18 protein-coding genes and 1 pseudogene are annotated in these 25,168 nt (G+C 73.7%); 13 read left to right on the top strand and 6 right to left on the bottom strand.

Features of this window, described 5'->3' with window-relative positions:
- Window positions 1-24 precede the first annotated feature (24 nt).
- The 3 genes from DBP14_RS05565 (at window position 25) to DBP14_RS05555 (ending at window position 2,886) form a co-directional block, all read left to right on the top strand.
- On the top strand, window positions 25-591 hold the full coding sequence (locus tag DBP14_RS05565; protein ID WP_129305921.1) for a PDZ domain-containing protein: 567 nt from the start codon (window positions 25-27) through the stop codon (window positions 589-591).
- Between the two features lie 181 nt (window positions 592-772).
- Window positions 773-1,900, top strand: coding sequence for an aminopeptidase P family protein (locus DBP14_RS05560; RefSeq protein ID WP_129305920.1), 1,128 nt, complete (start codon window positions 773-775; stop codon window positions 1,898-1,900).
- A gap of 62 nt (window positions 1,901-1,962) precedes the next feature.
- Complete coding sequence (locus DBP14_RS05555; RefSeq protein ID WP_129305919.1) at window positions 1,963-2,886, top strand: aminoglycoside phosphotransferase family protein; 924 nt, start codon at window positions 1,963-1,965, stop codon at window positions 2,884-2,886.
- A gap of 286 nt (window positions 2,887-3,172) precedes the next feature.
- Here DBP14_RS05555 and treZ read toward each other — a convergent pair whose 3' ends face one another.
- A complete protein-coding gene (gene treZ / locus DBP14_RS05550; protein ID WP_129305918.1) occupies window positions 3,173-4,921 on the bottom strand; it encodes a malto-oligosyltrehalose trehalohydrolase in 1,749 nt (582 codons plus the stop codon).
- Window positions 4,922-5,097: 176 nt separating this feature from the next.
- Here treZ and DBP14_RS05545 point away from each other — a divergent pair.
- The 3 genes and pseudogenes from DBP14_RS05545 to DBP14_RS05535 all read left to right on the top strand — a co-directional run bounded on the left by DBP14_RS05545 (window position 5,098) and on the right by DBP14_RS05535 (window position 7,578).
- Window positions 5,098-5,683 (top strand): annotated as a pseudogene (locus DBP14_RS05545) (DUF1707 and FHA domain-containing protein).
- Window positions 5,684-5,800: 117 nt separating this feature from the next.
- Window positions 5,801-7,168, top strand: coding sequence for a M14 family zinc carboxypeptidase (locus tag DBP14_RS05540; RefSeq protein ID WP_129305917.1), 1,368 nt, complete (start codon window positions 5,801-5,803; stop codon window positions 7,166-7,168).
- On the top strand, window positions 7,165-7,578 hold the full coding sequence (locus DBP14_RS05535; protein WP_129305916.1) for an SSI family serine proteinase inhibitor: 414 nt from the start codon (window positions 7,165-7,167) through the stop codon (window positions 7,576-7,578). Before DBP14_RS05540 ends, DBP14_RS05535 begins: the two co-directional genes overlap by 4 nt.
- A 351-nt stretch (window positions 7,579-7,929) precedes the next feature.
- Here DBP14_RS05535 and DBP14_RS05530 read toward each other — a convergent pair whose 3' ends face one another.
- The 3 genes from DBP14_RS05530 to glgX all read right to left on the bottom strand — a co-directional run bounded on the left by DBP14_RS05530 (window position 7,930) and on the right by glgX (window position 13,966).
- Window positions 7,930-9,180, bottom strand: a complete 1,251-nt coding sequence (locus tag DBP14_RS05530) for a M14 family zinc carboxypeptidase (protein WP_129305915.1) — start codon at window positions 9,178-9,180, stop codon at window positions 7,930-7,932.
- 141 nt (window positions 9,181-9,321) lie between these two features.
- Window positions 9,322-11,688: a malto-oligosyltrehalose synthase gene (treY, locus tag DBP14_RS05525; RefSeq protein WP_241740816.1), complete on the bottom strand. Its 2,367-nt coding sequence runs from the start codon at window positions 11,686-11,688 to the stop codon at window positions 9,322-9,324.
- Between the two features lie 169 nt (window positions 11,689-11,857).
- Window positions 11,858-13,966 (bottom strand): glycogen debranching protein GlgX, encoded by a 2,109-nt coding sequence (gene glgX, locus DBP14_RS05520; protein ID WP_129305914.1) that lies wholly within the window; start codon window positions 13,964-13,966, stop codon window positions 11,858-11,860.
- Between the two features lie 207 nt (window positions 13,967-14,173).
- Between glgX and DBP14_RS05510 the strand changes: the two genes are divergently transcribed.
- The 4 genes from DBP14_RS05510 (at window position 14,174) to DBP14_RS05495 (ending at window position 18,562) form a co-directional block, all read left to right on the top strand.
- Window positions 14,174-14,986 (top strand): Tat pathway signal sequence domain protein, encoded by an 813-nt coding sequence (locus DBP14_RS05510; protein ID WP_129305913.1) that lies wholly within the window; start codon window positions 14,174-14,176, stop codon window positions 14,984-14,986.
- Between the two features lie 72 nt (window positions 14,987-15,058).
- Complete coding sequence (locus DBP14_RS05505; protein ID WP_129305912.1) at window positions 15,059-16,381, top strand: copper amine oxidase; 1,323 nt, start codon at window positions 15,059-15,061, stop codon at window positions 16,379-16,381.
- Window positions 16,382-16,496: 115 nt separating this feature from the next.
- Window positions 16,497-17,735, top strand: coding sequence for an SAV2148 family HEPN domain-containing protein (locus DBP14_RS05500; protein ID WP_129305911.1), 1,239 nt, complete (start codon window positions 16,497-16,499; stop codon window positions 17,733-17,735).
- A gap of 101 nt (window positions 17,736-17,836) precedes the next feature.
- On the top strand, window positions 17,837-18,562 hold the full coding sequence (locus DBP14_RS05495) for a 3'-5' exonuclease (protein ID WP_129305910.1): 726 nt from the start codon (window positions 17,837-17,839) through the stop codon (window positions 18,560-18,562).
- A gap of 39 nt (window positions 18,563-18,601) precedes the next feature.
- On the opposite strand, the gene DBP14_RS05490 is transcribed toward DBP14_RS05495, so the two are convergent.
- Complete coding sequence (locus DBP14_RS05490) at window positions 18,602-19,465, bottom strand: aminoglycoside phosphotransferase family protein (RefSeq protein WP_129305909.1); 864 nt, start codon at window positions 19,463-19,465, stop codon at window positions 18,602-18,604.
- Between the two features lie 217 nt (window positions 19,466-19,682).
- Here DBP14_RS05490 and DBP14_RS05485 point away from each other — a divergent pair, with 217 nt between their 5' ends.
- The 3 genes from DBP14_RS05485 to DBP14_RS05475 are packed head-to-tail and all read left to right on the top strand — an operon-like array spanning window position 19,683 to window position 22,746.
- On the top strand, window positions 19,683-20,594 hold the full coding sequence (locus DBP14_RS05485; RefSeq protein WP_129305908.1) for a sugar ABC transporter permease: 912 nt from the start codon (window positions 19,683-19,685) through the stop codon (window positions 20,592-20,594).
- Window positions 20,591-21,466 carry a carbohydrate ABC transporter permease gene (locus DBP14_RS05480; RefSeq protein WP_129305907.1) on the top strand — a complete coding sequence of 292 codons (876 nt, stop codon included), beginning with the start codon at window positions 20,591-20,593 and terminating at the stop codon, window positions 21,464-21,466. The genes DBP14_RS05485 and DBP14_RS05480 overlap by 4 nt, the downstream gene beginning before the upstream one ends.
- On the top strand, window positions 21,466-22,746 hold the full coding sequence (locus tag DBP14_RS05475; protein WP_129305906.1) for a sugar ABC transporter substrate-binding protein: 1,281 nt from the start codon (window positions 21,466-21,468) through the stop codon (window positions 22,744-22,746). The genes DBP14_RS05480 and DBP14_RS05475 overlap by 1 nt, the downstream gene beginning before the upstream one ends.
- Before the next feature lie 62 nt (window positions 22,747-22,808).
- On the opposite strand, the gene DBP14_RS05470 is transcribed toward DBP14_RS05475, so the two are convergent.
- Entirely contained in the window at window positions 22,809-25,058 is a 2,250-nt protein-coding gene (locus DBP14_RS05470; protein WP_129305905.1) for an MMPL family transporter, read from the bottom strand.
- Between the last annotated feature and the right edge of the window lie 110 nt (window positions 25,059-25,168).

Raw genomic sequence — 25,168 nt, 5'->3', positions numbered from 1 at the left:
GCATCAGCCGGAGGCGAGCGAACCATGGAACAGACTGCGTTGCGTCCCAAGCCCATGCCCGGCCAGGAGCGCCGGGACGGCGACCCGTCCCGGACCACCCGGAGCCCGCACGGCGCGCGCCGCCGCGGACGGCGGCTGCGGACCCTGCTGTCCGGCCTGCTCGTCGGCACCGTCCTCGTGCTGTGCGGGATCGGCCTCGGCACCGTCGGCGCCACCGTGATCGGCCTGGGCAAACTCGCCGACCTGCGCCGTCAGGCCACACCTCCCCCCGCCGCCCACGCCACCCCCTCCGCCCCGGCCACCGCGCCCACCGGCCCGGGCGTCACGGCCGCGACCCTTGGACTGGAGGCCGTCGACGCCGACAAGGCCGGCGCGCTGGTGATCGGCGTCCACGTGCCCGGCCCCGGCTACACCGCGGGCCTGGTCCGCGGCGACGTCCTGCTGCAGTTCGGCACCCACCGCGTCGACAGCGCCGCCGACCTCGCCCGCGCCGTCGCCCGCGCCCACCCGGGCACCCCGGTGACCCTCACCGTGCGTCACCACAGCGGGGCCTACCAGCAGTTGACGGCCACCCCAGGCGTGGTGACCTGACCGAACGCCGTGCGAGAGCAACCGCACCGTGGCCACCTGACCTGACCTGACCTGACCGGCCCGCCGCCCCGCCCCGCCGGCACCGCAACCGCGGGAACCCGCTCGCGTCCCCCTCCCCGGCCGGGCAGGATGCTGCCCGGGACTCCTTCGCCCGTCCACCCACCCGCGCCCGGAGGTCCGGATGACCGGTAGTACGCCCGCGCCCTTCACCGCCGCCGACTACAGGGCCCGCATGGAGCGAGCCGCACACGCGGCCGCCGAGGCCGGGCTCGCCGGGCTCCTCGTGGCACCGGGCCCCGACCTGGTGTGGCTGACCGGGTACGCGCCCACCGCCGTCACCGAACGCCTCACCCTGCTGGTCCTCACCCCCGGCCACGACCCCGTCCTCGTCGTGCCCACCCTCGAAGCCCCCGACGCCGCGCACGCGGCCGGCGCCCCCGCCCTCACCCTGCGGGACTGGACCGACGGCAAGGACCCCTACGCCGTCACCGCCGCCCTCCTCGACGGCCACGGCCGGTTCGGCATCAGTGACAACACCTGGGCCCTGCACCTCCTCGGCCTCCAGCGGACCATGCCCGGCACGACCTGGGCCGCCCTCACCGACGCCCTGCCCATGCTGCGCGCCGTCAAGGACGCCGCCGAACTGGAGCTCCTCGCCGCTGCCGGGGCCGCCGCCGACGCCGCGTTCGAGGAGATCAGGAACGTCCCGTTCGCCGGCCGCCGCGAATCCGACGTCGGCCGGGACCTCGCCGGCCTGCTGCGCCGCTTCGGCCACTCCCAGGTCGACTTCACCATCGTCGGCTCCGGACCGAACGGCGCCAACCCCCACCACGAGGTCGGCGACCGCGTCATCCAGGACGGTGACATGGTCGTCCTCGACTTCGGCGGCCTCAAGGACGGCTACGGCTCCGACACCACCCGCACCGTCCACGTCGGCGAGCCCACCGACGAGGAGCGCCGGGTGCACGACACCGTCCGCGCCGCCCAGGAAGCCGGCTTCCGGGCCGTACGGCCCGGCGCGGCCTGCCAGGACGTCGACCGGGCCGCCCGCGCGGTCATCGCCGACGCCGGATACGGCGAGTACTTCATCCACCGCACCGGGCACGGCATCGGCGTCACCACGCACGAGCCCCCGTACATGATCGAAGGGGAGGAGCAGCCCCTCGTCCCCGGCATGTGCTTCTCCGTGGAGCCCGGCATCTACCTCCCCGGCCGGTTCGGGGTGCGCATCGAGGACATCGTCACGGTGACCGGGGACGGCGGACGGCGCCTGAACAACACCACCCGTGAGATGGTCATAGTGGGCTGAACGGCCCAGGAGAGACATCCCCGACGACCTCGACGACATCCCGGAACGGCGACGCGCGACCCATGACCCAGCCACCGACACCCACCGCGGACACCGTCCGCAGACTGGTCCGTTCCCTGCTCCCGGAGAGCGCGGACGGCGCCGGGGGACCCGACGTCCGGCCCGTCACGGAGGGCCGTACGCACACCTGGTGGGTCGGCACCCGCCACGTCCTGCGTCTCGCCCCCGACCGCGAGGCCACCCTGCGCCGGCGTCGCGAACTGCGCCTGCGCGACCTGGTGCGCCCGCACCTGCCGGTCGCCGTCCCGGCCAGCGTGGCGCACGGCGACTGGGCGCCCGGCCTCGCCTACACGCTCGACGCCAAGCTGCCCGGCGGCACCGCCGACGAGCACGACGTCTCCGCCGTCGGCGAGGCCGACCTCGCGGGCCTCCTCACCGGGGTCCGCGCCGTGCCCGTACGGCAGGCCGAGACGCTCGGCGTGCCGCGCTCCGCGCCCCGGTCCCTGGAGGCGCTGCGCCGCATGGCGGTGCAGGCGGCACAGCGGCTCGCGGCGGCCGACGAGTTCGACGCCGCCCGGCTGCTCCAGCTCACCCCGCCCGGCGCCGCCCAGCTCGCCGCACAGCCCGGCACCGCGGTGCTGACCCACCACGGGCTCACCGGTGACCACGTCGTCGTCAGCCCCGACGGACGGGTGCGGGGCATCCTGGACTGGACCGAGGCCGCCCTCGGCGACCCCGCCGAGGACATCGCCGGCCTCGCCGTCGCCGTCGGCTCCCCGGCGGCCGTCCGCGCCGCCACCCTCGCCGGCTACGGCGCCCGCCCCTGCCTGCGCGGCCTGTGGCTCGCCCGCTGCGACACCGTGACGCGCCTCGCCGACCACCTCGAAGGCCGGACCGCCGGCTCCCTCACCCTGCTCCGCAGCCAGCTGCGCCGCGCCTGGGAGCCGATCCTGCTGGAACGGGTGACCGAACTCAAGGAGGAGTAGGACACGGCCGAGCAAGCCCCGGAGGCCCGCCGATGGCGCGAGCCCCGGTGGTCCGCCGATGGCGCGAGCCCCGGTGGTCCGCCGATGGCGCGAGCCCCGGTGGTCCGCCGATGGCGCGAGCCCCGGCGGCCCGGCGCTGGCGCGAGCCCTGGTGGTCTGCCGATGGCGCGAGCCCCAGCGGCCCGGCGCTGGCGCGAGCCCCAGCGGTCCGCCGATGGTGTGAGTCCTGGCGGCCCGGCGGCCGGGGCGTGCCGAAAGCGGCCCGGCCGCCCGGCCGCTCCGACCCCTACGGCTGGGTCAGCACCACGCAGGACTCGCCGGGGAGGTGGAGCAGGCCGTCGGCGTCCGGGGCCGTCGCCGCCGGGTCCCATGCGGCGAGGATCTCCGTGCGGCCCGTGCCCAGCGGGATCGCCGCCGGCTCCCCGGCCAGGTTCACCGCCACCCGGACGTCGCCGCGCCGGAAGGCCAGCCAGCGGGCCTCCTCGTCGTAGGCCACCTTGGTGTCGGCGAGGTCGGGATCGGTGAGGTCGGGCTGCTCGTGGCGCAGCGCGATCAGCCGCCGGTACCAGTCCAGCACGCGCGCGTGGGGCTCACGCTCCTGCTCCGCCCAGTCCAGGCAGGACCGCTCCCGCGTCTTCGGGTCCTGCGGATCCGGTACGTCCTCCTCGGCCCAGCCGTGCGCCGCGAACTCCCGGCGCCTGCCCCGCCGTACCGCCTCGGCCAGTTCGGGGTCCGGATGGTCGGTGAAGTACTGCCAGGGCGTGCCCGCGGCCCACTCCTCGCCCATGAACAGCATCGGCGTGAACGGCGAGGCCAGCACGAGCGTGGCCGCGCAGGCCAGCAGACCGGGGGAGAGGAGCGCGGCGAGCCGGTCGCCCTGGGCGCGGTTGCCGACCTGGTCGTGGGTCTGGCTGTAGCCGAGCAGCCGGTGCCCGGCCACCCGCGCCCGGTCCAGCGGCCGGCCGTGGTGACGGCGCCGGAAACTGGAGTACGTGCCGTCGTGGAAGTACCCGCCGGTGAGCGTCTTGGCGAGCGCGGCCAGCGGGGCGTGCGCGAAATCGGCGTAGTAGCCCTGCGACTCGCCGGTCAGCGCGGTGTGCAGGGCGTGGTGGAAGTCGTCGTTCCACTGCGCGTGCAGCCCGAGGCCGTGCTCCGCGCGCGGGGTGATCAGACGCGGGTCGTTCAGGTCGGACTCGGGGATCAGGAACAGCGGCCGGCCCAGCTCCGCTGTGAGCGCGTCCACGGCCGCCGACAGCTCCTCCAGGAAGTGGCACGCGCGCGTGTCGTACAGCGCGTGCACCGCGTCCAGGCGCAGCCCGTCCACCCGGTAGTCCCGCAGCCACGCCAGCGCGCTGCCCACCAGGAAGGCGCGCACCTCGTCCGAGCCGGCCCCGTCCAGGTTCACCGCCGAACCCCACGGCGTGTGGTACGCGTCCGTGAAGTACGGGCCGAACAGCGGCAGATAGTTGCCCGACGGGCCCAAATGGTTGTGCACGACGTCCAGGACGACGGCCAGCCCCAGCTCGTGCGCCCGGTCGACGAACCGTTTCAGTGCCTCGGGGCCGCCGTACGGCTCGTGCACCGCCCACGGCGACACCCCGTCGTACCCCCAGCCGTGCCGCCCCGGGAACGGGCACAGCGGCATCAACTCGACGTGCGTGACGCCCAGTTCCACGAGGTGCTCCAGCCGGGCGGCGGCCGCGTCCAGGGTGCCCTCCCGGGTGTACGTCCCCACGTGCAGCTCGTACAGCACCGCGCCCGGCAGCCCGCGCCCCGCCCACGCGGCACGCCACGCGTACCGCCCGTGGTCCACGACCGCGCTCAGCCCGTCCGGGCCGTCCGGCTGCCGCCGCGAGCGCGGATCGGGCAGCACCGGGCCGTCGTCCAGCGCGAACCCGTACCGCGAGCCGTCCCCCGCCTCCGCCTCCCCGGTCCACCAGCCGTCCCGTTCCGGATCGCGTTCCAGCGCGCGCGCCGCGCCGTCGCACTGGAGCGTCACTCGGTCTGCCTGCGGTGCCCACACCTCGAACTGCACGGACGGTTCCCCTTCGTCTGCTCACCGTGATGTCCCGCCCGCCCATCGTGCCCCGAACGAGATCGATCCGCCGTCGAAACCACCCTTTCCCCGCAGGTGTCGGGCCCACCACGCGCGTGGGCACCGCTTCCGCGTCGTCTGGACACCGGGGGCCACCGCACCGGACAATCTCCAGCGTGACGTCGTCCTTCGAGTTCCCCACCTACCCCGCGCGGCTGTCCGACGCGGAACGGGACAAGGCGCTGCGGGCCCTGCGGGACGGCGTCGCCATGGGCCGCCTCTCCCACGACACCTTCCTGCACCGCATGGAACTCGCCCTCGCCGCCCGCCGCGCCGACGAACTCGCCGCCCTCACCGCCGACCTGCCCCGCGAGAACGGCTTCTCCCGCGCGGTCCTCGGCACCGTCGAGGCCGTCTCCGGCTTCACCGTACGACTGCGCCGCGCCCAGGCCCTGTCGTCACATTCCCGCCTGCCCCGCGACGCCATGCACGCTCCCCCAGCCTTCGGCCGGGAGGTGCCCCCACTCGCCGCACCGGGCCCTGACCGGACGGGATCCGGCCAGCGGGCTGCGCCTGAACCACGAGACGGTCTCCCGCGTCCACGCCGAACTGCGCCGCCAGGGCGGCCTGTGGATCCTGCGGGACCTCGGCTCCACCAACGGCACCACCGTCAACGGACGCCAGGTGACCGGCGCCGTCGTCGTCCGCGAGGGCGACCAGGTGACCTTCGGGCGGGTGGCGTTCCGGCTCGCCACGAGCTGACGCACCGTCCGGCCGGCGTGGCCGAAAACCTCTTGTCCGCCACGGTGTTGACGTACCCCCCAAGTCGTGACTGACTGTGCGTACACCATGCGCAACCGGTGAACCGACGGCACCACAGTGTGGAGGTGTGTCCTGCCGCCACTCCAGCGCTACCCGTCCGTCGGCGAACTCGCCGCCCGCGCCTCCGTCCTCGCCGCCCGCCACCCCCGCGACGCCCGGCTGCGCCGCGTCGGCACCTCCCGCGCCGGCACACCGATGTGGCTGCTTTCCATCGGTCACGGCGACCGCCACACCCTGGTCGTCGCCGGCCCGCACGCCAACGAACCCGTCGGCGGCGCCACGCTCCTCACCCTCGCCGCCCGCGTCCTCGCCGATCCCGCGCTCACCGACGACACCGACGCCACCTGGAACCTGCTGCTGTGCCTCGACCCCGACGGCGCGCGCCGCAACGAGGGCTGGCTGGCCGGGCCGTACACCCTCGGGCACTACTTCCGGAACTTCTTCCGGCCCGGCTTCCTCGAACAGCCCGAATGGCTGCCCGACGGCCCGGCCGCCGCCGCCCTGCCCGAGACCCGCGCCCTGCTCGCCCTCCAGGACGAACTCCGCCCGGTCCTGCAGTGCTCGCTGCACGGCGTCGACGTCGGCGGCGGCTTCGTCGAGCTGACCCGCGACCTGCCCGGCCTCGGCCGGCGCCTCGCCCGCACCGCGGCCGAACTGGGCGTCCCCCGTGAACTCGGCGCCTACGACACCCTGTACTGGCCCACCCTGGCGCCCGCCGTCTACCGCATCCCGCCGCCCCGCCGCGGCGGCCTGGCCGCCGCCATCACCGAGGCCGCCGTAGAGTCGACGTGGTACCATCCGCACCGGTACGGCACCGTCACGGCCGTCGTCGAGGCACCCATGTGGGGTGCGACGGGCGTCGAGGACGGTGCACCGCCCGCCGACCGGGACGCGGAGCTGCGGACCGTCAGCCGTTCGCTGCGCCGTGACGTCCGGCTTCTCGGCGGCATCCTGGCCCGTATCCGGCCGCATCTCGACGGCACGCCCGACGCCGCCCGGATGCTCGCGCCGGTCGACGACTACGTGCTGGTCTGCCCCGGCCTCGCCGACGATTGGGACCCCGGCACCGACACCGGCACGGCCCACCCGCTGCCGCCGCTCAGCCGCGCCCACCTGGCCGCCCTGCGCATCGCCGGGCGGCGCCTCGCCCTGCGCACCGCCGGACTGCTGCACCGGCTCGTGCGCGGCACCGGCCGGGACCCGGCCGGCGTGCTGCCCGACCTCGACCGGCTCATCGACCTGTGGTGCGCGGAGTTCCGCGACGACTGCGGGGCCCGCTGGATCCCGGTCGCCCGCCAGGCCGAGTACCAGGCGCGCGTGGTGCTGCACGCGTTCGAACTGGCGCACGGCCGGGCCCCCGTGGGCTCTCGTTCGGGTGAGCCGGGCTGGGGAACGCGGGCCGCCGTGCCGATGCACGGGGAATGACGCATCTCATCCGAGCGACAGTCACGGCCGGCGCCCTGCTGGCAGCGGCCACCGGCCTCCTCACCGCGGGCCCCGCCGACGCCGCCCCCAAGGACGTCGGCCCCGGCAACTGGCTCTACCTCACCGTCACCCACGGCGCCGCCCCCACCGCCGCCACGCCCGGCACCCTGCTGCTGTGCGACCCGCCCCAGGGCCACGCCCAGGCCGACGCCTGCGCCGAACTCGCCGCCGCCGGCGGGAACATCCGCAGCATCCCGGTCCGGCACGGCATCTGCCCCATGATCTACGCCCCGGTCACCGCCCAGGCCCGCGGCCGCTGGAACGGCCGCCCGATCACCTACCAGCAGACCTTCGCCAACCCCTGCGTCATGAGCGCCCGAACAGGCACGATCTTCACCCCGACCGACTGAACCCACCCCGCGCCCCCGGCCCCCGCCCCGCACGCGGTCCGCCCACCTCTCGACGGACGGATCCGGACGCCGTGCGTCCACCTCCCGGCCGACCGAGTCGGGCGGGCTGTTCGTCCACCTCTCGCCCCACCGAGTCGGACGCCGTGCGCGCACCTGTCGCCCCACCGAGTCGGTGGCCGTGCGCGTACCTGTCGCCCCACCGAGTCGGGGTGGCTGTTCGTCCATCTCTCGACCCACCGGGTCGCCGGCTGTTCGTCCACCTCTCGCCCCACCGAGTCGGGCGGTGGGTGGGCGGAGGCCGGGGGTCCGGTGGGCGGAGCCCCCTGGGAGACGGCGCCGGGTGCCGGCGGCTCACGACGCGTGGTCGCGGGCCTGCTGGGCCGCCACCAGCACCGTGCGCGACTGGTGCTCCACCTGATGCGCCAACGGCACCCACCGCGCCCGGAACCGCTCCGCGTACGCCTCGCACCACGTGGCCACGAGCCGCTCAAGACGCGGCGCCGACCGGTCATCCACCTCCCGCAGCACCCGCAGCAGCATCGCCGCCGCCCGCAACGGCAGCCGCCGCCCGAACGCGTCGACGCTGCCGACGTACGCCATCGTCGTCCCGGCCGGCGGCCGCCCGCTCCAGTCCTCCGCGAGCCCCGGGATCAGCTCCAGCGCCCACCGCGAGGCCCGCAGCAGCGGACCGTCCGCGCCGTCCAGCCGCGGCAGCGCCTCGGCGAGCACCGCCTCCACCTCCAGCGAGTCCCGCAGCAGCCGCCGTGCCAGCCGCCGCATCGCCGCCTCGGGCGCCGGATGCGGGGCCGGGTCGTCCACCAGGTCGCTGGCCCACATCGGCACCTCCACCACCGCGGTCAGACCGCCGTACCGGTGGGCGTGGTACCAGGTGCTGTGCCGCGCGTCGTCCGGCATGCTCGGGTACGGCACGCCCGACTCCGGCCCCGGCATCACATGCACCCCGGGCCCACTGGCGGGCCACCCGGCCGCGTCCGAGGCACCGGTCTCCACCGGGATGTGCAACTGCGCCGCGGACTTGGCGAACGGCTCCGCGAGCCCCGGCACGTCCCTCGTCAGCTGCACCCAGCTGCCGCCCAGGTCGGTGCCGTGCAGCGTCACCTGGAGGTAGGGGCGCAGCTCGTCGATCACCCCGGTCAGGGCCCGGGTCTCCGGCGGCAGCCGGTCCGGCGGCAGCACCGAGGGCGACCACTCGGGCTGCTCCGAACCGGTCGGGCGGTAGAAACCGAGGTGGTAGTCGAGCAGGCTGCGCGGCGCCGGGGTCACGTGCAGGCTCGCCCCGTCCGGGTCCGCGCACAGCAGGAAGTGCCAGGAGGTGTCCGCACGCAACTCCCGCTCGGCGAGGACGCGTTCGGCCAGCACCCGCAGCGTGCAGCCACCGGTCGGCTCGTTCGCGTGGGCCCCGGCGACCACCAGCACGGCGCGGCGCGCGTGTCCGACGGACAGCAGGTGCAGGGGGCGGCCGGCCCGCGAGGAACCCACCGGCCGCAGGACGCACAGCCCGGGCTCCTGGGCGGTCAGCGCGCGGGCGGAGTCGACCAGTTCGGGAACGGTGGGGTAGCGCAGTCGCGGCAGGAGACTCACCCCCCGTTTGGTCTGCCCTGCTTCGCCCTCCCAGTCCCGCACGGCCCGCGTGAACTGTCAAGCATTCGGCAGGCGGCCTCCGGAAGCCTTCCGGGGGCGCCCGGGAGCGTCATGCCCTGTCTGGAGTTGGCCCCCGTGGCGTCAGTCCTCCGTCCGCTCCAGCAGCGCCACCGGCAGGTGTGCGAACAGGTCGGCCACGCGCGCGTGCCCCGTGAACCGCCGGTCCGGGGCGAGCAGGTCCGTCCACCGGCCCGGCGGCAGGGGCAGCAGCGTCTCGTCCCAGCCGCCCGCGTCCGCCAGCCGGAGCGACAGCCGGGTCGCCGCCGTGACCACCTCACCGGACCGGGCGAAGGCCAGGCAGTGCCCGGCCGCCCGGCCCTCCGCGGCCAGCGGGGCGTACGTCGCCGAGGGACCGAAGGCGCCGGGCCGGCGGGAGCGCAGCCGCAGGGCCGCCGCCGTGAGCGCGTCCTTCTCCCCGGGCAGCGACGGCGGGAACTCCACCGGCCGCCGGTTGTCGGGGTCCACCAGCGCCCGGTACTCGCCCTCGGTGCCCTGGTACACGTCCGGCACGCCCGGCATCGTCAGATGGACCAGCGCGGTGCCCAGGACGTTGGCCCGGACGTGCGGCTCCAACGCCTTGCGGAGGGCTGCCACCCGCTCGCCCGGCGCGCCGCACGGCCCCGCCGCGACGAAGGCCGCGACCGCCTCCTCGTAGGGCGGCTCCTGCTCCGTCCAGCTGGTGTAGAGGCCCGCCTCGCGCGCGTGCTTCAGCAGCGCCTCCTGGACCCGCTCCTCCTCCGCCTCACCGAGCCCGAACACCGTCTGCCAGGCGGCCCACGCCAGCTGCCCGTCGGGGACGCCGTCCCCGGCCGCCGTCACCTCGGCGAGCACCTCGGCCCAACGTCCGGGGCACTCGGTGAGCACGGACAGGGCCGCGCGCACGTCGGCGCTGCGCTTGGTGTCATGGGTGGACACGACCGTCCCGGTGAGCGGCCAGTCGCGCTGCACGCGCGCGCAGTAGGCGTGGAAGTCGTCCGGCGACACGCCCGGGCTGCCCGGCGCCCCGCCCACCTCCGTCGCCGACAGCAGCGGCACGTAGCGGTAGAACGCCGTGTCCTCCACCGACTTGGCACGCAGCGCCGACGCGGTCTGCGCGAACCGGGTCCGCAGCTCCACCCGGTCCGCGTGGTCCGGCGCCGAGGCGTCACCGGCCGGCTCGACGAGCAGCCGTCGTACGACGTCGACGGCCTCCGCCTCCTCGGGCACCACGAACGCCAGCCGGGCCTCCTCGGCGGCCTCCCCGGTGACGACGGCGGAGACGTCCTGCGAGGCGTACGGCCGGTACACCCGCAGCCGTACCAGCAGCTCCTCCAGGGCGGTGCGCAGCGCCCAGGGCGCCCGGTCGCGCAGCGCGAGGTCGGGCGAGGCGGCGCACAGCCGGGCGGCCACCCGGGTGAGCCGGTCGGTCTCGGTGGCCAGCTCGTGCGTGAGCACCTTGTAGGCGGCGCGCCGCACCGTGGCCTCCCAGTTGCCGCCCCGGTCCGTCTGCGGGGCCGCGAACCTGCGGTACTGGCCGAGCAGTTCGTACGCCCCGGTGGCGTCCGTGAAAAGCCCGTCGACGTGGCGCAGGGCGTCGTAGCCGGTGGTGCCGGCGACGGGCCAGGAGGCGGGCAGGTGCTCGCCGTCGGCGAGGATCTTCTCCACGACCGTCCAGCGCCCGCCCGTGGCCTCGTGCAGCCGCGCGAGGTAGGTGTCGGGGTCGGCGAGCCCGTCCGGGTGGTCGATCCGCAGGCCGTCGGCCACGCCCTCGTCCAGCAGCCGCAGGACCGTGGCGTGCGTGGCGTCGAACACCTCGGGGTCCTCCACGCGCACCCCGATCAGCTCGGAGATGCTGAAGAAGCGCCGGTAGTTCAGCTCGGTGCGGGCCAGCCGCCACCACACGGGCCGGTACCACTGGGCGTCCAGCAGCCGGGGCAGCGGCAGGTCCTCGGTGCCCTCGCGGAGGGGGAAGGCGTGGCCGAAGTAGCGCAGCACCCCGCCGTCGACGGTCAGGTGCTCCAGCTGGGTGCCGACCGGACCGCCGAGGACCGGCAGCAGCATCCGGCCGTCCTGCGCGTCCCAGTCGATGTCGAACCAGCGCGCGTACGGCGAGGCGGGGCCCTCGCGCAGCACCTCCCACAGGGCGTGGTTGTGCCGGGGCGCCATGGCCATGTGGTTCGGCACGATGTCCAGAACCAGGCCGAGGCCGTGCTCCCGCGCCGTGCGGGACAGCGCGCGCAGTCCCTCCTCACCGCCCAGTTCGGCCCGCACGCGCGCGGGGTCGACGACGTCGTAGCCGTGGGTCGAGCCCGGCACCGCCTCCAGGACGGGGGAGAGGTGCAGGTGGGAGACGCCGAGCGAGGCCAGGTACGGTACGGCGGCCGCGGCGGCGGCGAACGGGAAGGCGGGCTGGAGCTGCAGCCGGTAGGTGGCCGTCGGCACTCCCGGTCCGGGTCGCTCAGAGGTCATGGAACCCTACGTACCCCGCTCGCCGCCTTTCGTGTCATCCATTCCGGTGAAGCCGGCGGCCGGGAGGCGCCCCCCGGCCGCAAGCCGTCGCCTCGTCCGCCGGCCGGCCGCAGGGCGTGACGCCGACCGCCGGCCACAGGACCTCCCGCCGGCCCCCGCCCGCCGGCCGTCACGCCGGCCGCTGCAGCACCGTCAGGCTGCGGTCCACCAGCGTCAGCCGTTCGCCGGCCGCGACCTTCGGGCCCGCGCCCGGCGGCACGCCCTCCGGCCGGGCGGTGTTGACGACCACCTGCCACTGCCGGCCGTGGTCGGCCGGCACCACGAAGTCCAGCTCCTGCGGGGAGGCGTTGAACATCAGCAGGAAGGAGTCGTCGGCGATCCGCTCCCCGCGCGGGCCGGGTTCGGAGATCGCGTTGCCGTTGAGGAACACCGCCAGCGCCGAGGCGGGAGCGGACTCCCAGTCCCGCTGGGTCATCTCCTCGCCCTCGGGAGTGAACCAGGCGATGTCGGACAGCTCGTCATGGGTGCCCTCCACCGGCCGGCCGTGGAAGAAGCGGCGCCGCCTGAGCACCGGGTGGTCCCGGCGCAGCCACACCATCGCCCGGACGAACTCCAGCAGCTCGGTGTCCTCCTCGGGCCACTGGAGCCAGGACAGCTCGTTGTCCTGGCAGTAGGCGTTGTTGTTGCCCCGCTGGGTGCGGGCGAACTCGTCGCCGTGGCTGATCATCGGCACGCCCTGGGACAGCATCAGGGTGGCGAGGAAGTTCCGCGTCTGCCGGGCGCGCAGCCGCAGTACGGCCGGGTCGTCGCTGTCGCCCTCCGCCCCGCAGTTCCAGGACCGGTTGTGGCCCTCGCCGTCCCGGTTGTCCTCGCCGTTGGCGCGGTTGTGCTTGTGGTTGTAGGACACCAGGTCGTGCAGGGTGAACCCGTCGTGGCAGGTCACGAAGTTGATGGAGGCCAGCGGACGGCGCCCGTCGTCCTGGTACAGGTCGGAGGAGCCGGTCAGCCGGGAGGCGAACTCGGCGAGCGTACGCGGCTCGCCCCGCCACAGGTCCCGCACCGTGTCGCGGTACATGCCGTTCCACTCGGTCCACAGCGGCGGGAAGTTGCCCACCTGGTAGCCGCCCTCGCCCACGTCCCACGGCTCGGCGATCAGCTTCACCTGGGAGACCACCGGGTCCTGCTGCACCAGGTCGAAGAACGACGAAAGCCGGTCCACCTCGTGGAACTGCCGGGCCAGCGTGGCCGCGAGGTCGAAGCGGAAGCCGTCCACGTGCATCTCGGTGACCCAGTACCGCAGCGAGTCCATGATCATTTGCAGGACGTGCGGGGACCGCATGAGCAGCGAGTTCCCGGTGCCCGTGGTGTCCATGTAGTAGCGCGGGTCGTGGGTGAGGCGGTAGTACGACGGGTTGTCCAGGCCCTTGAACGACAGGGTCGGGCCCAGGTGGTTGCCCTCGGCCGTGTGGTTGTAGACCACGTCGAGGATGACCTCGATCCCGGCCTCGTGCAGCGCCCGGACCGCCGACTTGAACTCCAGGACCTGCTGGCCGCGGTCGCCCCAGGAGGCGTACGCGTTGTGCGGGGCGAAGAAGCCGATGGTGTTGTAGCCCCAGTAGTTGTTCAGGCCCATGTCGACCAGCCGGTGGTCGTTCACGAACTGGTGTACGGGCATCAGCTCCAGCGCCGTCACACCGAGCTTGGTCAAGTGTTCGATGATCACCGGATGGGCGAGGCCCGCGTAGGTGCCGCGCAGCTCCTCCGGCAGCCCCGGGTGACGCATGGTCAGGCCCTTGACGTGGGCCTCGTAGATCACCGTGTGGTGGTACTCGGTGCGCGGCGGCCGGTCGTCGCCCCAGTCGAAGTACGGATTGATCACCACCGAGGTCATGGTGTGCGGCGCCGAGTCCAGGTCGTTGCGCTCCTCGGGGGCGCCGAAGTGGTAGCCGTACACCTCCTCGCCCCACCGCACGGACCCGCTGACCGCCTTCGCGTACGGGTCGAGCAGCAGCTTCGCCGAGTTGCAGCGCAGCCCGCGCGCGGGCTCGTACGGGCCGTGCGCCCGGAACCCGTACCGCTGCCCCGGCATCACGCCCGGCAGGTACGCGTGCCGCACGAACGCGTCGCTCTCGCGCAGTTCCACCGCCGTCTCCGAGCCGTCGTCGTGCAGCAGACACAGCTCTACTCGGTGCGCGGCCTCCGTGAAGACCGCGAAGTTGGTCCCGGCGCCGTCATAGGTGGCGCCGAGCGGATACGCCTCTCCAGGCCAGACCTGCATGGACACGACTCTCCCAGGTGTGCCGCCCGCGGGGGCGGTGTTGGCCGCGAGTCTCCTTCGAAAGTGACGGAACCTGACGGAACCTCCCCTGACTTACCGCCCTCTTACCGGCCGACCAGCGCGCGCGGCGGGCCGGGTACCCGCAGCGCGCCGAACCAGTGGGGCGAACACGGACTCCCGTGACACCGCGGGGGGCAGGGGGAAGAAGTGCGCGAGACAGTGCGCCGTCACCTGGGGAAGGTGATGGCCGCCGCGGCCCTGGCGGTGACGGGGACGGCGGTGATGGCGGCCGTCACCCTGCCTGGCACGGCGGGGGCGGACGACACGGCGGGCACCGCCGGCTCCGGGCCCGCCGCCCGGCAGCCGGGACCGGGCGCGGACGGGGTACGGCCGGGTGTCGTGGAGCGGGCGCCGGCCGAGGGGAAGAACGGCACCGGGCGCGATCCGCTGACCGACGACGAGATCCGGCGCGTCGAGCGGATCGCGCTGAACGGGCACACGCCGGCCGGCGGCGAGAACGTCGCCGGGGGCCGCGGCCCGCAGCGGCTCACCGTCGACCTCGCCGACCCGGACGCCGGCGAGCTGGACGATCCGGACGCGCCACGCCGGGCGGACGCGACCTTCTACGACTACCGGAGCGACACCCTCGTCACCGAGACGATCGACCTGGCGACCGGCAAGGTCGTCCGGACGGGAACCCAGCACGGCGTGCAGCCGCCGATGAGCCGCGCGGAGAACGCCGAGGCGGCCCGGCTGCTGATCGCCGACCCGCTGGGCGCCGGCCTGAAGGCCGACTACCGGGACGCCACCGGCCGTGAACTCACCACCCCCGGCCAGCTCCTGCTCAACGGCGCGGTCTACCGGGCAAGTCCCGGAGCCCGGCCCGCCGCGCTAGACAAGTGCGGCGAGCACCGCTGCGTACGGCTGTTCCCGAAGGTCGTCAACGGCCCGTGGATCGACGCCCGGTCGCTGATCGTCGACCTCAGCGCCCGCAAGGTCGTCGCACTCGGCCGGCACTGAGCCGCAGCCCGTATCCGGCACCCGCACTCCATCCCGTTTTCCACCCCCCCTTCGTGAGGGAGCGACTTCGTCATGCGCACAACCACCATGGGCCGGGCACGCACGCGTGCGGCCGTCGGCCTCGGCGTGGCCGCACTGACCGCCGGCGCCACCGTCCAAGCGGGCCCCGCCGCGGCCCGGCCCCAGGCCGCCCCCGCGGCGGCGGCCGCCCCGTGCAGCACCGCCTACAAGATCGAGCAGAAACTCTCGAGCGGCACCACCTGGCGGATGTGCTGGCGCTACGACAGCGGGGCCGGACTCGTCCTGGACGACGTGTCCTACCAGCCCAAGGGCGAGAGCAAGCCGATCAAGGTGCTGAACAGCGCCCGGCTCGCCCAGATCGACGTCCCCTACGACGACGGCAGCGTCGAGTACGACGACCTCACCGGCTTCGGCTTCGCCCAGGGCCTGGTCAACCTCGCGCCCGGCGAATGCCCCGGCGGAACGATCAGGACCATCAAGGTCCCCGACGCCTGGGACCCGCGCCACCCGAACGTCAAGGGCCTGTGCACCACCACCCGTTCACGCGGCCACGCCTACCGCATGCAGGGCGACAGCGCGAACAAGATCTTCCAGGCGCAGGGCAAGGACCTCCTCGTCTACACCGTCAACCAGGTCGGCTGGTACGAGTACATGACCGAATGGCGCTTCCAGGACGACGGCACGATCAACATGAACGTCGGCGCCACCGGCAGCCTCTCCTACGGCGACTACGACGCCGGCGACGGCCGCGGCTGGCCCATCGGCAAGGGCGCCAAGGCCTACGCCACCAGCCACAGCCACAACGTGTTCTGGCGACTGGACTTCGGCCTCGACGGCTCCTCGAAGACGAGGATCGAGCAGTACGACTCGGCCGTCACCCCGCCCGCGCGCGGACAGGCGGCGCCCACCGCCCGGACCACCCGCACCAAGGTCACCAAGGAACTCGCCGGCGACTACAAGGCGTACCGCTGGTGGCGCGTCGTCAGCGCGACCGGCAAGAACAAGGACGGCCACGCCCGCTCGTACGAGATCGTCCCCGGACCCACCACCAAGTACCCGGGCCGCGGCTTCACCAGGCACGATCTCTACTTCACCGAGTACAACACATGCGAACGGTTCGCCAGCAACAATCCGGGCAACTGCCCCGCCGGCGCGGGCAAGTCCGTCGACACATGGGTCAACGGGCAGACCCTGGCTCACCCGGTGGTCTGGATGAACGTCGGCTTCCACCACATCGCCCGGGACGAGGACCAGCAGCCCATGCCGATCCACTGGCAGGGCTTCGCCGTCGCACCCCGCGACGTCACGGCTATGAATCCGCTCACTCCCGACGCCCTGGCGTGGCAGAACGGCCATTGGCAGCCGCGTAGTTGAGCGAAAGAGCCGGGAAACCGACCTGTCCATCCGGCTGCACCGCCGACCCCTCCCGGAGTACCCTTCCTTGATCGTTGAGACGGGGAAGGCCCGGGGGGCGGAAGGCGGTGCACGGGTGGGCTCGGGAGGGCTGGAGCTGCCGCCTGGTGACGAGGGTCACGAGGGGAACTCCACAGACGTCCCGCCCGGCGCGGTGTCCCTGGCCCGTCCGATGGACGCCGGGTCCATCGGGCCGGAACTGGACTGGGACGCCGACGCGTGGCTGGAGGTGCGCACCCGCGCACAGCGGGCGGGCCGGGCCTACATCTGGCTGAACCTCGTCGAACAGCGGCTGCGCGCGGTCGTCGCCGCCGTGCTGCGCCCCGTCTACGAGCCCGTGCACGGCGCCGACTGGGTGGTCGCCGCGGCCGGCCCCGCCGGGCAGGAGTGGGTGCAGCGGGCGGTCGCCGTCCGGGAGGTCAGCCGCCGCAAGGGCTATCTGCTCGACCCCGCCGACGACAACGTGCTCAGCTTCCTGACGCTGCCGCAGCTGCGCGAGCTGATGGTGCAGCACTGGCCCTGCTTCGAGCCGTACTTCGACGACCGCCGGGACGTCGAACTCGCCCTGGACGAGCTGGAGGTGACCCGCAACGTCGTCTCCCGCAACCGGGCCCTGTCCGAGGCGGTGCTGCACCAGGCCGAGCGGGCCTCCGCCCGGCTGCTGGAGACGCTCGGCACGGGCGGGGACGTGCCCTCCGCGCGCCGGCTGCCCGTCGACGCCGTCGAGGACCTGGTCGGCGAGCGGTACGCGGACGTGGTCGCCGTCCACCCCGACCGGGTGCGGCTGATGCGCCAGTTCCCGGCCGAGGACATCTTCGGCGGCGCCCGCCGGCTGGACGCCATCGGCATCGGCCTCAACCTGCTCGTGCAGAACTTCTCGGGCCGCCGCCTGGTCCGCCTCGCCGAGTCCGGCTGCCGGGTGCGGCTGCTCTTCCTCAACCCGGCCTCCAGCGCCGTCAAGCGCCGCGAGCGCGAACTCGGGATGAAGCGGGGCGAACTGAGCAGGTCGGTCGAGATGAACATCCTGCACATGCGCCGGGTCCGGTCCCGGCTGCGCGACCCGGGCGCCTTCGAGATCCAGGTCTACGACGAGACGCCGCGCTTCAGCGCCTACCTGGTGGACGGCGACGGCGCGGACGGCATAGCGGTGGTCCAGTCCTACCTGCGCGGCGCCCGCGGCATGGAGTCGCCCGTGCTGGTGCTGCGCGGCGGCAGCCGGGTGGTCAAGTCGGACGAGGTGGGCGAAGCCGGCCTCTTCCCCACATACCGCGAGGAATTCGAGCTGGCCTGGGCGGATTCGCGCCCGGTGTCCTGACCCGTCCCACCCGGTCGGCGGCACGCGGTCCTCGCGTTGTCAGTGCCTCGTGCGAAGGTGAGGAGCACTGGGGGAAGCACCACCGAGAAGGGGGGACAGCCATGGGCTGGCACCGGGAACTGCTGATCGGCTTCGACCTGGAGACGACGGGGACGGACCCGCACGAGTCCCGCATCGTCACCGGCGCGGTCATCGAGGTCAGGGCCGGGGAGCCGCTGGGCCGCCGCGAATGGCTGGCGGACCCGGGCGTCCCGATCCCGGCCGACGCGGTCGCGGTGCACGGCATCAGCAGCGAGCGGGCGGCAGCCGAGGGCAGACCGGCCGACCAGGTCGCGGACGCCATCGCCGAGGCGCTGACCGGCTACTGGAAGACGGGCGTCCCGGTCGTCGCCTACAACGCGGTCTTCGACCTCACCCTGCTCTCGGCCGAGCTGCGCCGGCACGGCCTGCCGTCCCTCGCGGACCGGCTGGGCGGCGCCCTGCCCGCCCCCGTCATCGACCCCTACACCATCGACCGCTCGGTCGACCGCTACCGGCGCGGCAAGCGGAACCTGGAAGCGGTCTGCGGCGAGTACGGCGTGGTCCTCGACGCGGCACACAACGCGATGTCCGACGCCCTGGCCGCGGCCCGCCTCGCCTCGGCGATAGCCGTCCGCCACCCCAAGATCGCCGCCCTGGGTCCGGCGGAGCTGCACCGCCACCAGATCGAGTGGTACGCGGCGTGGGCGGCGGACTTCGAGGCGTTCCTGCGCCGCAAGGGCAACGCGGACGCGGTGGTCGAGGGGCTGTGGCCGCTGCGCGAGCCGGCTGAGGCGCGACCGGTGTAGCCGGGCGTCCCGTGTGCGGGCGAGTCCTCGGACATGCCCTCAGAACGGATACCAGCGCACCGTCTCGTCCCCGGACCGCAGGGAGTCGACCCGGCGGCGGAACTCGGTGAGGGCGGCGGGGTTCGCCGGGGCGTGCTGGGCGACCCAGGCGCAGCTCGCCGTCTCGCGGGCGCCCCGCAGGACGGCGCAGCCCTCCCAGTCGCGCACGTCCCAGCCGTAGGCCCCGGTGAAGGCGTCGTAGGCGTCGGCGGGCAGGCCGTAGCGGTCCCGGGAGAGGGCCATCACGACCAGGTCGTGTTCGCGCAGGTCCGCGGAGAAGGTCTCCAGGTCGACGAGGACGGGGCCGTCCGGGCCGACATGGACGTTGCGGGGCAGGGCGTCGCCGTGGATCGGGCCCGGCGTCAGACGGGGTGTCAGCGCCGCCGCCGCGGCCGCGAAACCGTCCCGGCGTGCCCGGAGGCAGGCCGCGTCCTCGGCGTCGATGGCGTCGCCGGCCAGCCGCAGCCAGCGTTCCACGCCGCCCAGCAGGTCCCGGGGCGGCAGGGTGAAGGGGGGCGCGGGGAGTGCGTGGACCACGCGGAGCAGTTCGGCGAGGTCGCGTGGCCCGGCGGGGCGTACGGGGTCGGGCAGCCGGTGCCACACCGTCACCGGGTGACCGGCCACCAGCAGCGGCTCCGGCCCGGCCGCCCGCACCGCCGGGACGCCGGCCCCGGCGAGCCAGCCGGCGATGTCCAGCTCGCGCCGGGCGCGGTCCAGCAGCTCGGCGTCGCGGCCCACCTTGACCACCAGGTCGCCGGCCGCGAACACCGCGTTCTCGCCCAGGGCGAGGAGGCGTGCGCCGCCGGCCGGCCCGGGCAGCACCTTCGCCGCGGCCAGTACGTCCCGCGCCCGTGCCTCGTCCATCCCGCGCCTCCGCCTCCTGTCCCGTCCCATACCTGTTCGGTCCGTTCCTGACCGGTCCGTTTCTGTCCCGGGCGTTCCTGTCGGGGCCGTTCCCTGGCCGGTCCGTGCGGCCAGTCTCCCATTCGCACAGGTGGGGCCGTGTGCGCGGTCCCTTGACGGGGTACGGCGCCTTCACGACCATGACCATGCCAATCGAGTCGGCAAAGGGGCTGATTCCATGACATCAGTGGCCGAGGCGAGACGGCCGGCCGGCCGTCCCGCCACCGACCGCGCCGCCTGGTTCCTGGTCCTGCCCGCGCTGATCCCGATCCTCCTGCTCAGCGTGGGCCCCCTGCTGTACGGGCTGCTGCTGGCGTTCACCGACGCACAGTCCGGCCGGACCGCGGCCACCCGCTGGATCGGTGGCCTCAACTTCCAGGACCTGCTGCACGACACGCTCTTCTGGGAGTCGTTCCGCATCGGCCTGGTGTGGGCGGTTGGCGTGACCCTGCCCCAGTTCCTGCTGGCGCTCGGCCTCGCCCTGCTGCTCGACCAGGACCTCCGGCTCCGCTGGGCCGCCCGTGCCCTCGCGATCGTCCCCTGGGCCATGCCCGAGGTCGTCGTCGGCATCATGTGGCGCGTCGTCTACAACCCAGACGCCGGCGTCCTCAACGAGACCCTGCGCCATCTGGGCCTCGGCGGCGGGCGGGACTGGCTGAGCGGCCTGGGCACCGCGCTGCCCGCCGTCATCGTCGTCGGCGTCTGGGCCGGCCTGCCGCAGACCACGGTCGCCCTCCTCGCCGGCCTGCAGAACACCCCGCGCGAACTGCACGAGGCCGCCGCGGTGGACGGTGCCGGCGCCTGGCGCCGCTTCCGCACGGTCACCTGGCCCGTGCTCAGACCGGTGGCCCTGGCCATCACCGCGCTCAACCTGATCTGGAACGTCAACTCCTTCGCCCTCGTGTACGTGCTCACGAACGGCGGACCCGGCGGAAAGACCCGGCTGCCCATGCTGTTCGCCTACGAAGAGGCCTTCCGTTACGGCCAGTTCGGCTACGCGGCGGCGATGGGGTGCGTGATGGTCGCGGTGATCGCGATCCTGCTCGCCGTCTTCCTGGCGGGCCGGCTGCGGGGAGGCGACGACACATGAGGAACCACCGCACGCCCAGGACCGCCACCACGCCCAGCCCGGCCGGTCGCACCGCCGCCCGGGCCGGGCAGTACGCGGCCCTCCTCGCCTACCTCGTCTTCCTGGCCTTCCCGTTCCTGTGGCTGCTGTCCACCGCGTTCAAGACGCCGCGCGAGCTGGGCAGTCTGCATCCGGCCTGGATCCCGCGCCACCCCACCCTGGGCAACTTCCGGCAGGCCTTCGACGAGCAGCCGCTGCTGCACGCCGCCCTCAACTCCCTGCTCGTCGCGCTCGGCGCCGCCGTCGTCGCCGTACTGCTCGCCACACCGATGGCGTACGTGATGGCACGCCACCGCGGCCCGCTCGCCCGCGCCGCCACCGGATGGGTCGTGATCAGCCAGGCGTTCCCCTTCGTCCTGGTGATCATCCCGCTGTTCCTGGTGCTGAAGAACCTGCGGCTGATCGACTCCCTGGCCGGACTCGTGCTGGTCTACGTGGTGTGGTCGCTGCCGTTCGCGCTGTGGATGCTCGTCGGCTACGTCCGCGCGGTGCCCGTGGAGCTGGAGGAGGCGGCGGCCGTCGACGGCGCCGGACGGCTCAGAACGCTGGTGTCGGTGACGGCGCCCCTGCTCGCGCCGGGCCTCGCCGCGACCGCGCTGTTCGCGTTCGTCACCGCGTGGAACGAGTTCTTCTTCGCCCTCGTGCTGCTGAAGACACCGGAGCACCAGACGCTGCCGGTCGTCCTCACCCACTTCATCGGCGCGGAGGGCGTCGCCGACCTCGGCCCGCTCGCCGCGGCCGCGTCCCTCGCCACCTTGCCTTCCCTCCTCGTCTTCGCGCTCATCCAGCGGCGGATCACCAGTGGACTGCTCACCGGGGCGGTGAAGAGCTGATGCGGACGAGGATCACCACGGTCGTGGCCGTACTCCTGCTGCTGCTCGCGGGCTGCTCCTCGGGCGGCCGCGCGCACGGCGGGACCGTCACCCTGCGCTTCCAGTCCCTGGCCTGGCAGCAGGAGTCCGTCGCCGCCAACAAGCAGCTGGTGAAGGAGTGGAACGCGACCCACCCGAATGTCAGGGTCGAGTACGTGCAGGGAAGCTGGGACAGCGTCCACGACCAGCTCCTCACCTCCTTCGAGGGCGGCGAGGCCCCCGACATCATTCACGACGCCTCCGACGACCTGGCCGACTTCGCCTACGGCGGCTACCTCGCCGACCTCACCCACCTGCTGCCGCCCGGCCTCAGAGCGCGGATACCGGGGCGCAGTTGGGACACGGCGACCTTCGAGGGCCGGATCTACGGCGTGCCGTTCCTCCAGGAACCCCGGGTGCTGATCGCCAACGCGACCTGGCTCCGCGCCGCGCACGTCCGCATCCCGACCCCGCAACACCCCTGGAGCTGGCCCGAGTTCCGCCGGATCACAAAGAAGCTCAGCGGCCACGGCAGGTACGGGGTGGCCTGGCCGCTGAAGGAACCCGTCTCGGCCACCCTCAACCTCGCCCTCTCCACGGGGGGCCGTCTCTTCCACCGGGGCGCCGACGGCAAGGTCAACGTCCGCTTCACGGCCGCAGACGCGGTCGTCCCCCGCACCGTCCACGACCAGGTGGCCCTCGACCACAGCACCCCCGCCGCCACCCTGGGCAGCGGCGGCTCGGACACCCTGCCCGGCTTCTTCGCCGGCAAGTACGCGATGGTCCCGCTCGGCTTCTCCTACCGCCAGCAGATCGTGCAGCAGGCCCCCAAGGGCTTCCGCTGGGAGGTGCTGCCCGCCCCCGCGGGCGCCGACGGTCTCACCCAGGGCGTCAGCCCGCAGACCCTGTCCATCGCCACCGACTGCCCCCACAAGAAGGAGGCCGCCGCCTTCCTCGACTTCCTGCTCCGCCCGAAGAACATGGTCCGCCTCGCCCTCGGCGACTGGATGCTCCCGACGGGCACCGACGCCCTGGCCGACCCCGCCCTGCACACCGGCGCGAACGGCTGGGCGACCGGAACCGCCCTGGCGGCCTCGCTGCGCCCGGCCCCCGCGCAGTCGGTGCGCGGCTACCCGGAATGGAAGGACAAGGTCGCCACCCCGGCCCTCCAGGAGTACTACAGCGGAGCGATCGGCCTCGCCGGTCTCCGCGACCGTCTGCAGAAGGACGGCAATCTGGTCCTCGCGCGCTACCAGCGCTGAACGGCGAAGGGCCTGTCGGTGTGCGGCACACCGACAGGCCCTCCGGGCGAGGTGGGGAGGCGTCAGACCGGGAGCCGCTCGCCCTCGTCGCGGACCGGGGCCGCCGGCGGCTCGGGGGCCTCGTCGTGGGTGAGGTCCGGGAGGCGGTGCAGCCACTTCGGCAGGTACCAGTTGCGCTCGCCGAGCAGCGCCATCACCGCCGGGAGCAGCACGCCCCGGATCACGGTCGCGTCGATCAGGACGGCGGCCGCCAGGCCCACGCCCATCTGCTTCATGGACTGCATCGACAGCGTGCCGAAGATCGCGAACACGGCGACCATGATGACCGCGGCGCTGGTGACCACCCCGGCCGTGGTGACCACGCCGTGCTGGATGGCGTCCGGCGTCGACCGGCCCCGGGCCCGGGCCTCACGGATCCGGGACACCACGAACACGTGGTAGTCCATCGACAGGCCGAACAGGATCACGAAGAGGAACAGTGGCAGCCAGGTCACGATCGCGCCGACGCCCTCCGCGCCCACCAGCGAGGCGCCCCAGCCGTGCTGGAACACGGCGACGAGGATGCCGTAGGCCGCCGCCACCGACAGCAGGTTCAGCACGATCGAGGTGATCGCGACGGTCAGCGAGCGGAACGACACCAGCATCAGCAGGAAGGCGAAGACGATCACGAACACGAAGACCGGGACGACCGAGCCGAGCAGCTGGTCGTTGAAGTCGTGGTTGCCCGCGACCTGGCCGGTGATCGGAGCCTGGACGCCGTCGACCTTGCCGAGCGTGTCCGGCCGTACGTCGTCGCGCAGCGTGTCCAGGCTCTTGACCGCCTTGTCCATGTCCGAGCCGCCGACCAGCGGCACCGACACCACGGCGACATTCTGCGCGTCGTGCAGCTTGATGGTGACCGGGCCGCGCGAGGCACCGGAGGAGATCGCCCGCTTCTTGAAGTCGGCCAGCGCCTGCCGCACTTCCGGCGCGTTGATGTCCTTGGCCTTGACGACGACCTGCGCGGGCTCGGACCCGCCGGGGAAGGCCGCGTTGAGCCGGTCGTAGGTCTGCACGATCGGCAGCGAGTCGCCGAACTCCTGGTCCAGCGTGAGCTGCTGGGTCTTCATGCCCAGCGCGGGCGCGGCGACCGCGAGCAGCGCGCCGACCGCGACCAGCACGGACACCAGCGGCTTGGCCAGCACGCCCCGCAGCACGGCCGTCCAGAACCTGCTCTCCCGGCTTCCGCCGGAGCGGCGGCGCCCACGGCCCAGGAACGGCAGCCGGCCCTTCTCCACCCGCTCGCCCAGCAGCGACAGCAGCGCGGGCAGCACGGTGACCGAACCGACCATGGCGACCGCGACCACCATCAGGGAGGCCAGTCCCATCGCCTCGAACTCGGCGAGCCCGGTGAACAGCATGCCCGCCATCGCCACGCACACCGTGACACCGGAGACGATGACCGCCCGGCCACTGGTGGCGGCGGCGATGCGCAGCGCCGTGCCCGCGTCCCGTCCGGCGGCCCGCTCCTCGCGCTCCCGGCGCAGGTAGAACAGGCAGTAGTCGACGCCGACGGCCATGCCGACCAGCAGCATCACGGAGTTGGCGGTGTCGCTCATCGGCTGTACGTGGCTGACCAGGCCCATCAGGCCCATCGTCGCCATGATCGCGGTGATCGCGAGGCCCACCGGGAGCAGGGCGGCCACCAGCGCGCCGAACGCGACCAGCAGGATGCCGAAGGCCACCGGCACCGCCGAGTACTCGGCCTGCTGGAAGTCGTTGCCGAAGGCGTCCTGGTACTGCTTGTTCATGCTGGCACCGCCGATCTCCGCGATCCGCAGCCCGGCGTGGTCCTTCTGCACCCCCGCGACCGCGTCCAGCACCGGCTGGACCCGGTCGGCGGCCGTGTCGGCGTCGCCCCGCATGTCGAACTGGACCAGCGCGGTGCGCCCGTCACGGGAGATCGTGTGGGTGTCGTACGGCGAGGTCACCCCGGTGACCTCGCCGGTGCCCTCGACGGCCTTGACGACATCGGCGACCGCGGCGCGGAAGCCGGCGTCCGTCGCCTTCCCGGAGCCGTCCCTGGACTGGATGAGCACGGTCTCCCCAGCCGGCTCCTTGATCCCGGCGTCGTCGATGATCTGGGCGGCGGTGTGCGTCTCGCCCTTCAGCTGGTTGTTCTCGTCCACGTCGACCCGGCCCGCGGCCGAGCCGAGCCCCATCGCCAGGACGACGAACAGCACCCATATGCCGACGGCCGCCCAGCGGTGCCGGGCGCTCCAGCCGCCGGCGCGGGCGGCCAGTCCCCGCACCCGCACGTCCTCGTTCCCCATGACGGGCCTGCCCCCTCGTGTGCGGTGACGGCCCCCTGCCGCCACGTCTTCGCTTGCTCCTCCACGACGCTACGGTCACGATCCGGACGTCTCGTCCTGCTGTTCGACGA

This window comes from Streptomyces sp. L2, assembly GCF_004124325.1.
Classification (GTDB): domain Bacteria; phylum Actinomycetota; class Actinomycetes; order Streptomycetales; family Streptomycetaceae; genus Streptomyces.
This window is presented reverse-complemented; position numbering and strand designations above follow the sequence as displayed.

Bases quoted from the DNA above. Each gene is read 5' to 3' on its own strand.
- DBP14_RS05565 (WP_129305921.1), top strand. From the start codon at position 25: ATGGAACAGACTGCGTTGCGTCCCAAGCCCATGCCCGGCCAGGAGCGC.
- DBP14_RS05560 (WP_129305920.1), top strand. From the start codon at position 773: ATGACCGGTAGTACGCCCGCGCCCTTCACCGCCGCCGACTACAGGGCC.
- DBP14_RS05555 (WP_129305919.1), top strand. From the start codon at position 1,963: ATGACCCAGCCACCGACACCCACCGCGGACACCGTCCGCAGACTGGTC.
- DBP14_RS05535 (WP_129305916.1), top strand. From the start codon at position 7,165: ATGACGCATCTCATCCGAGCGACAGTCACGGCCGGCGCCCTGCTGGCA.
- treY (WP_241740816.1), bottom strand. From the start codon at position 11,688: ATGACCTCTGAGCGACCCGGACCGGGAGTGCCGACGGCCACCTACCGG.
- glgX (WP_129305914.1), bottom strand. From the start codon at position 13,966: ATGCAGGTCTGGCCTGGAGAGGCGTATCCGCTCGGCGCCACCTATGAC.
- DBP14_RS05505 (WP_129305912.1), top strand. From the start codon at position 15,059: ATGCGCACAACCACCATGGGCCGGGCACGCACGCGTGCGGCCGTCGGC.
- DBP14_RS05495 (WP_129305910.1), top strand. From the start codon at position 17,837: ATGGGCTGGCACCGGGAACTGCTGATCGGCTTCGACCTGGAGACGACG.
- DBP14_RS05490 (WP_129305909.1), bottom strand. From the start codon at position 19,465: ATGGACGAGGCACGGGCGCGGGACGTACTGGCCGCGGCGAAGGTGCTG.
- DBP14_RS05485 (WP_129305908.1), top strand. From the start codon at position 19,683: ATGACATCAGTGGCCGAGGCGAGACGGCCGGCCGGCCGTCCCGCCACC.
- DBP14_RS05480 (WP_129305907.1), top strand. From the start codon at position 20,591: ATGAGGAACCACCGCACGCCCAGGACCGCCACCACGCCCAGCCCGGCC.
- DBP14_RS05475 (WP_129305906.1), top strand. From the start codon at position 21,466: ATGCGGACGAGGATCACCACGGTCGTGGCCGTACTCCTGCTGCTGCTC.
- DBP14_RS05470 (WP_129305905.1), bottom strand. From the start codon at position 25,058: ATGGGGAACGAGGACGTGCGGGTGCGGGGACTGGCCGCCCGCGCCGGC.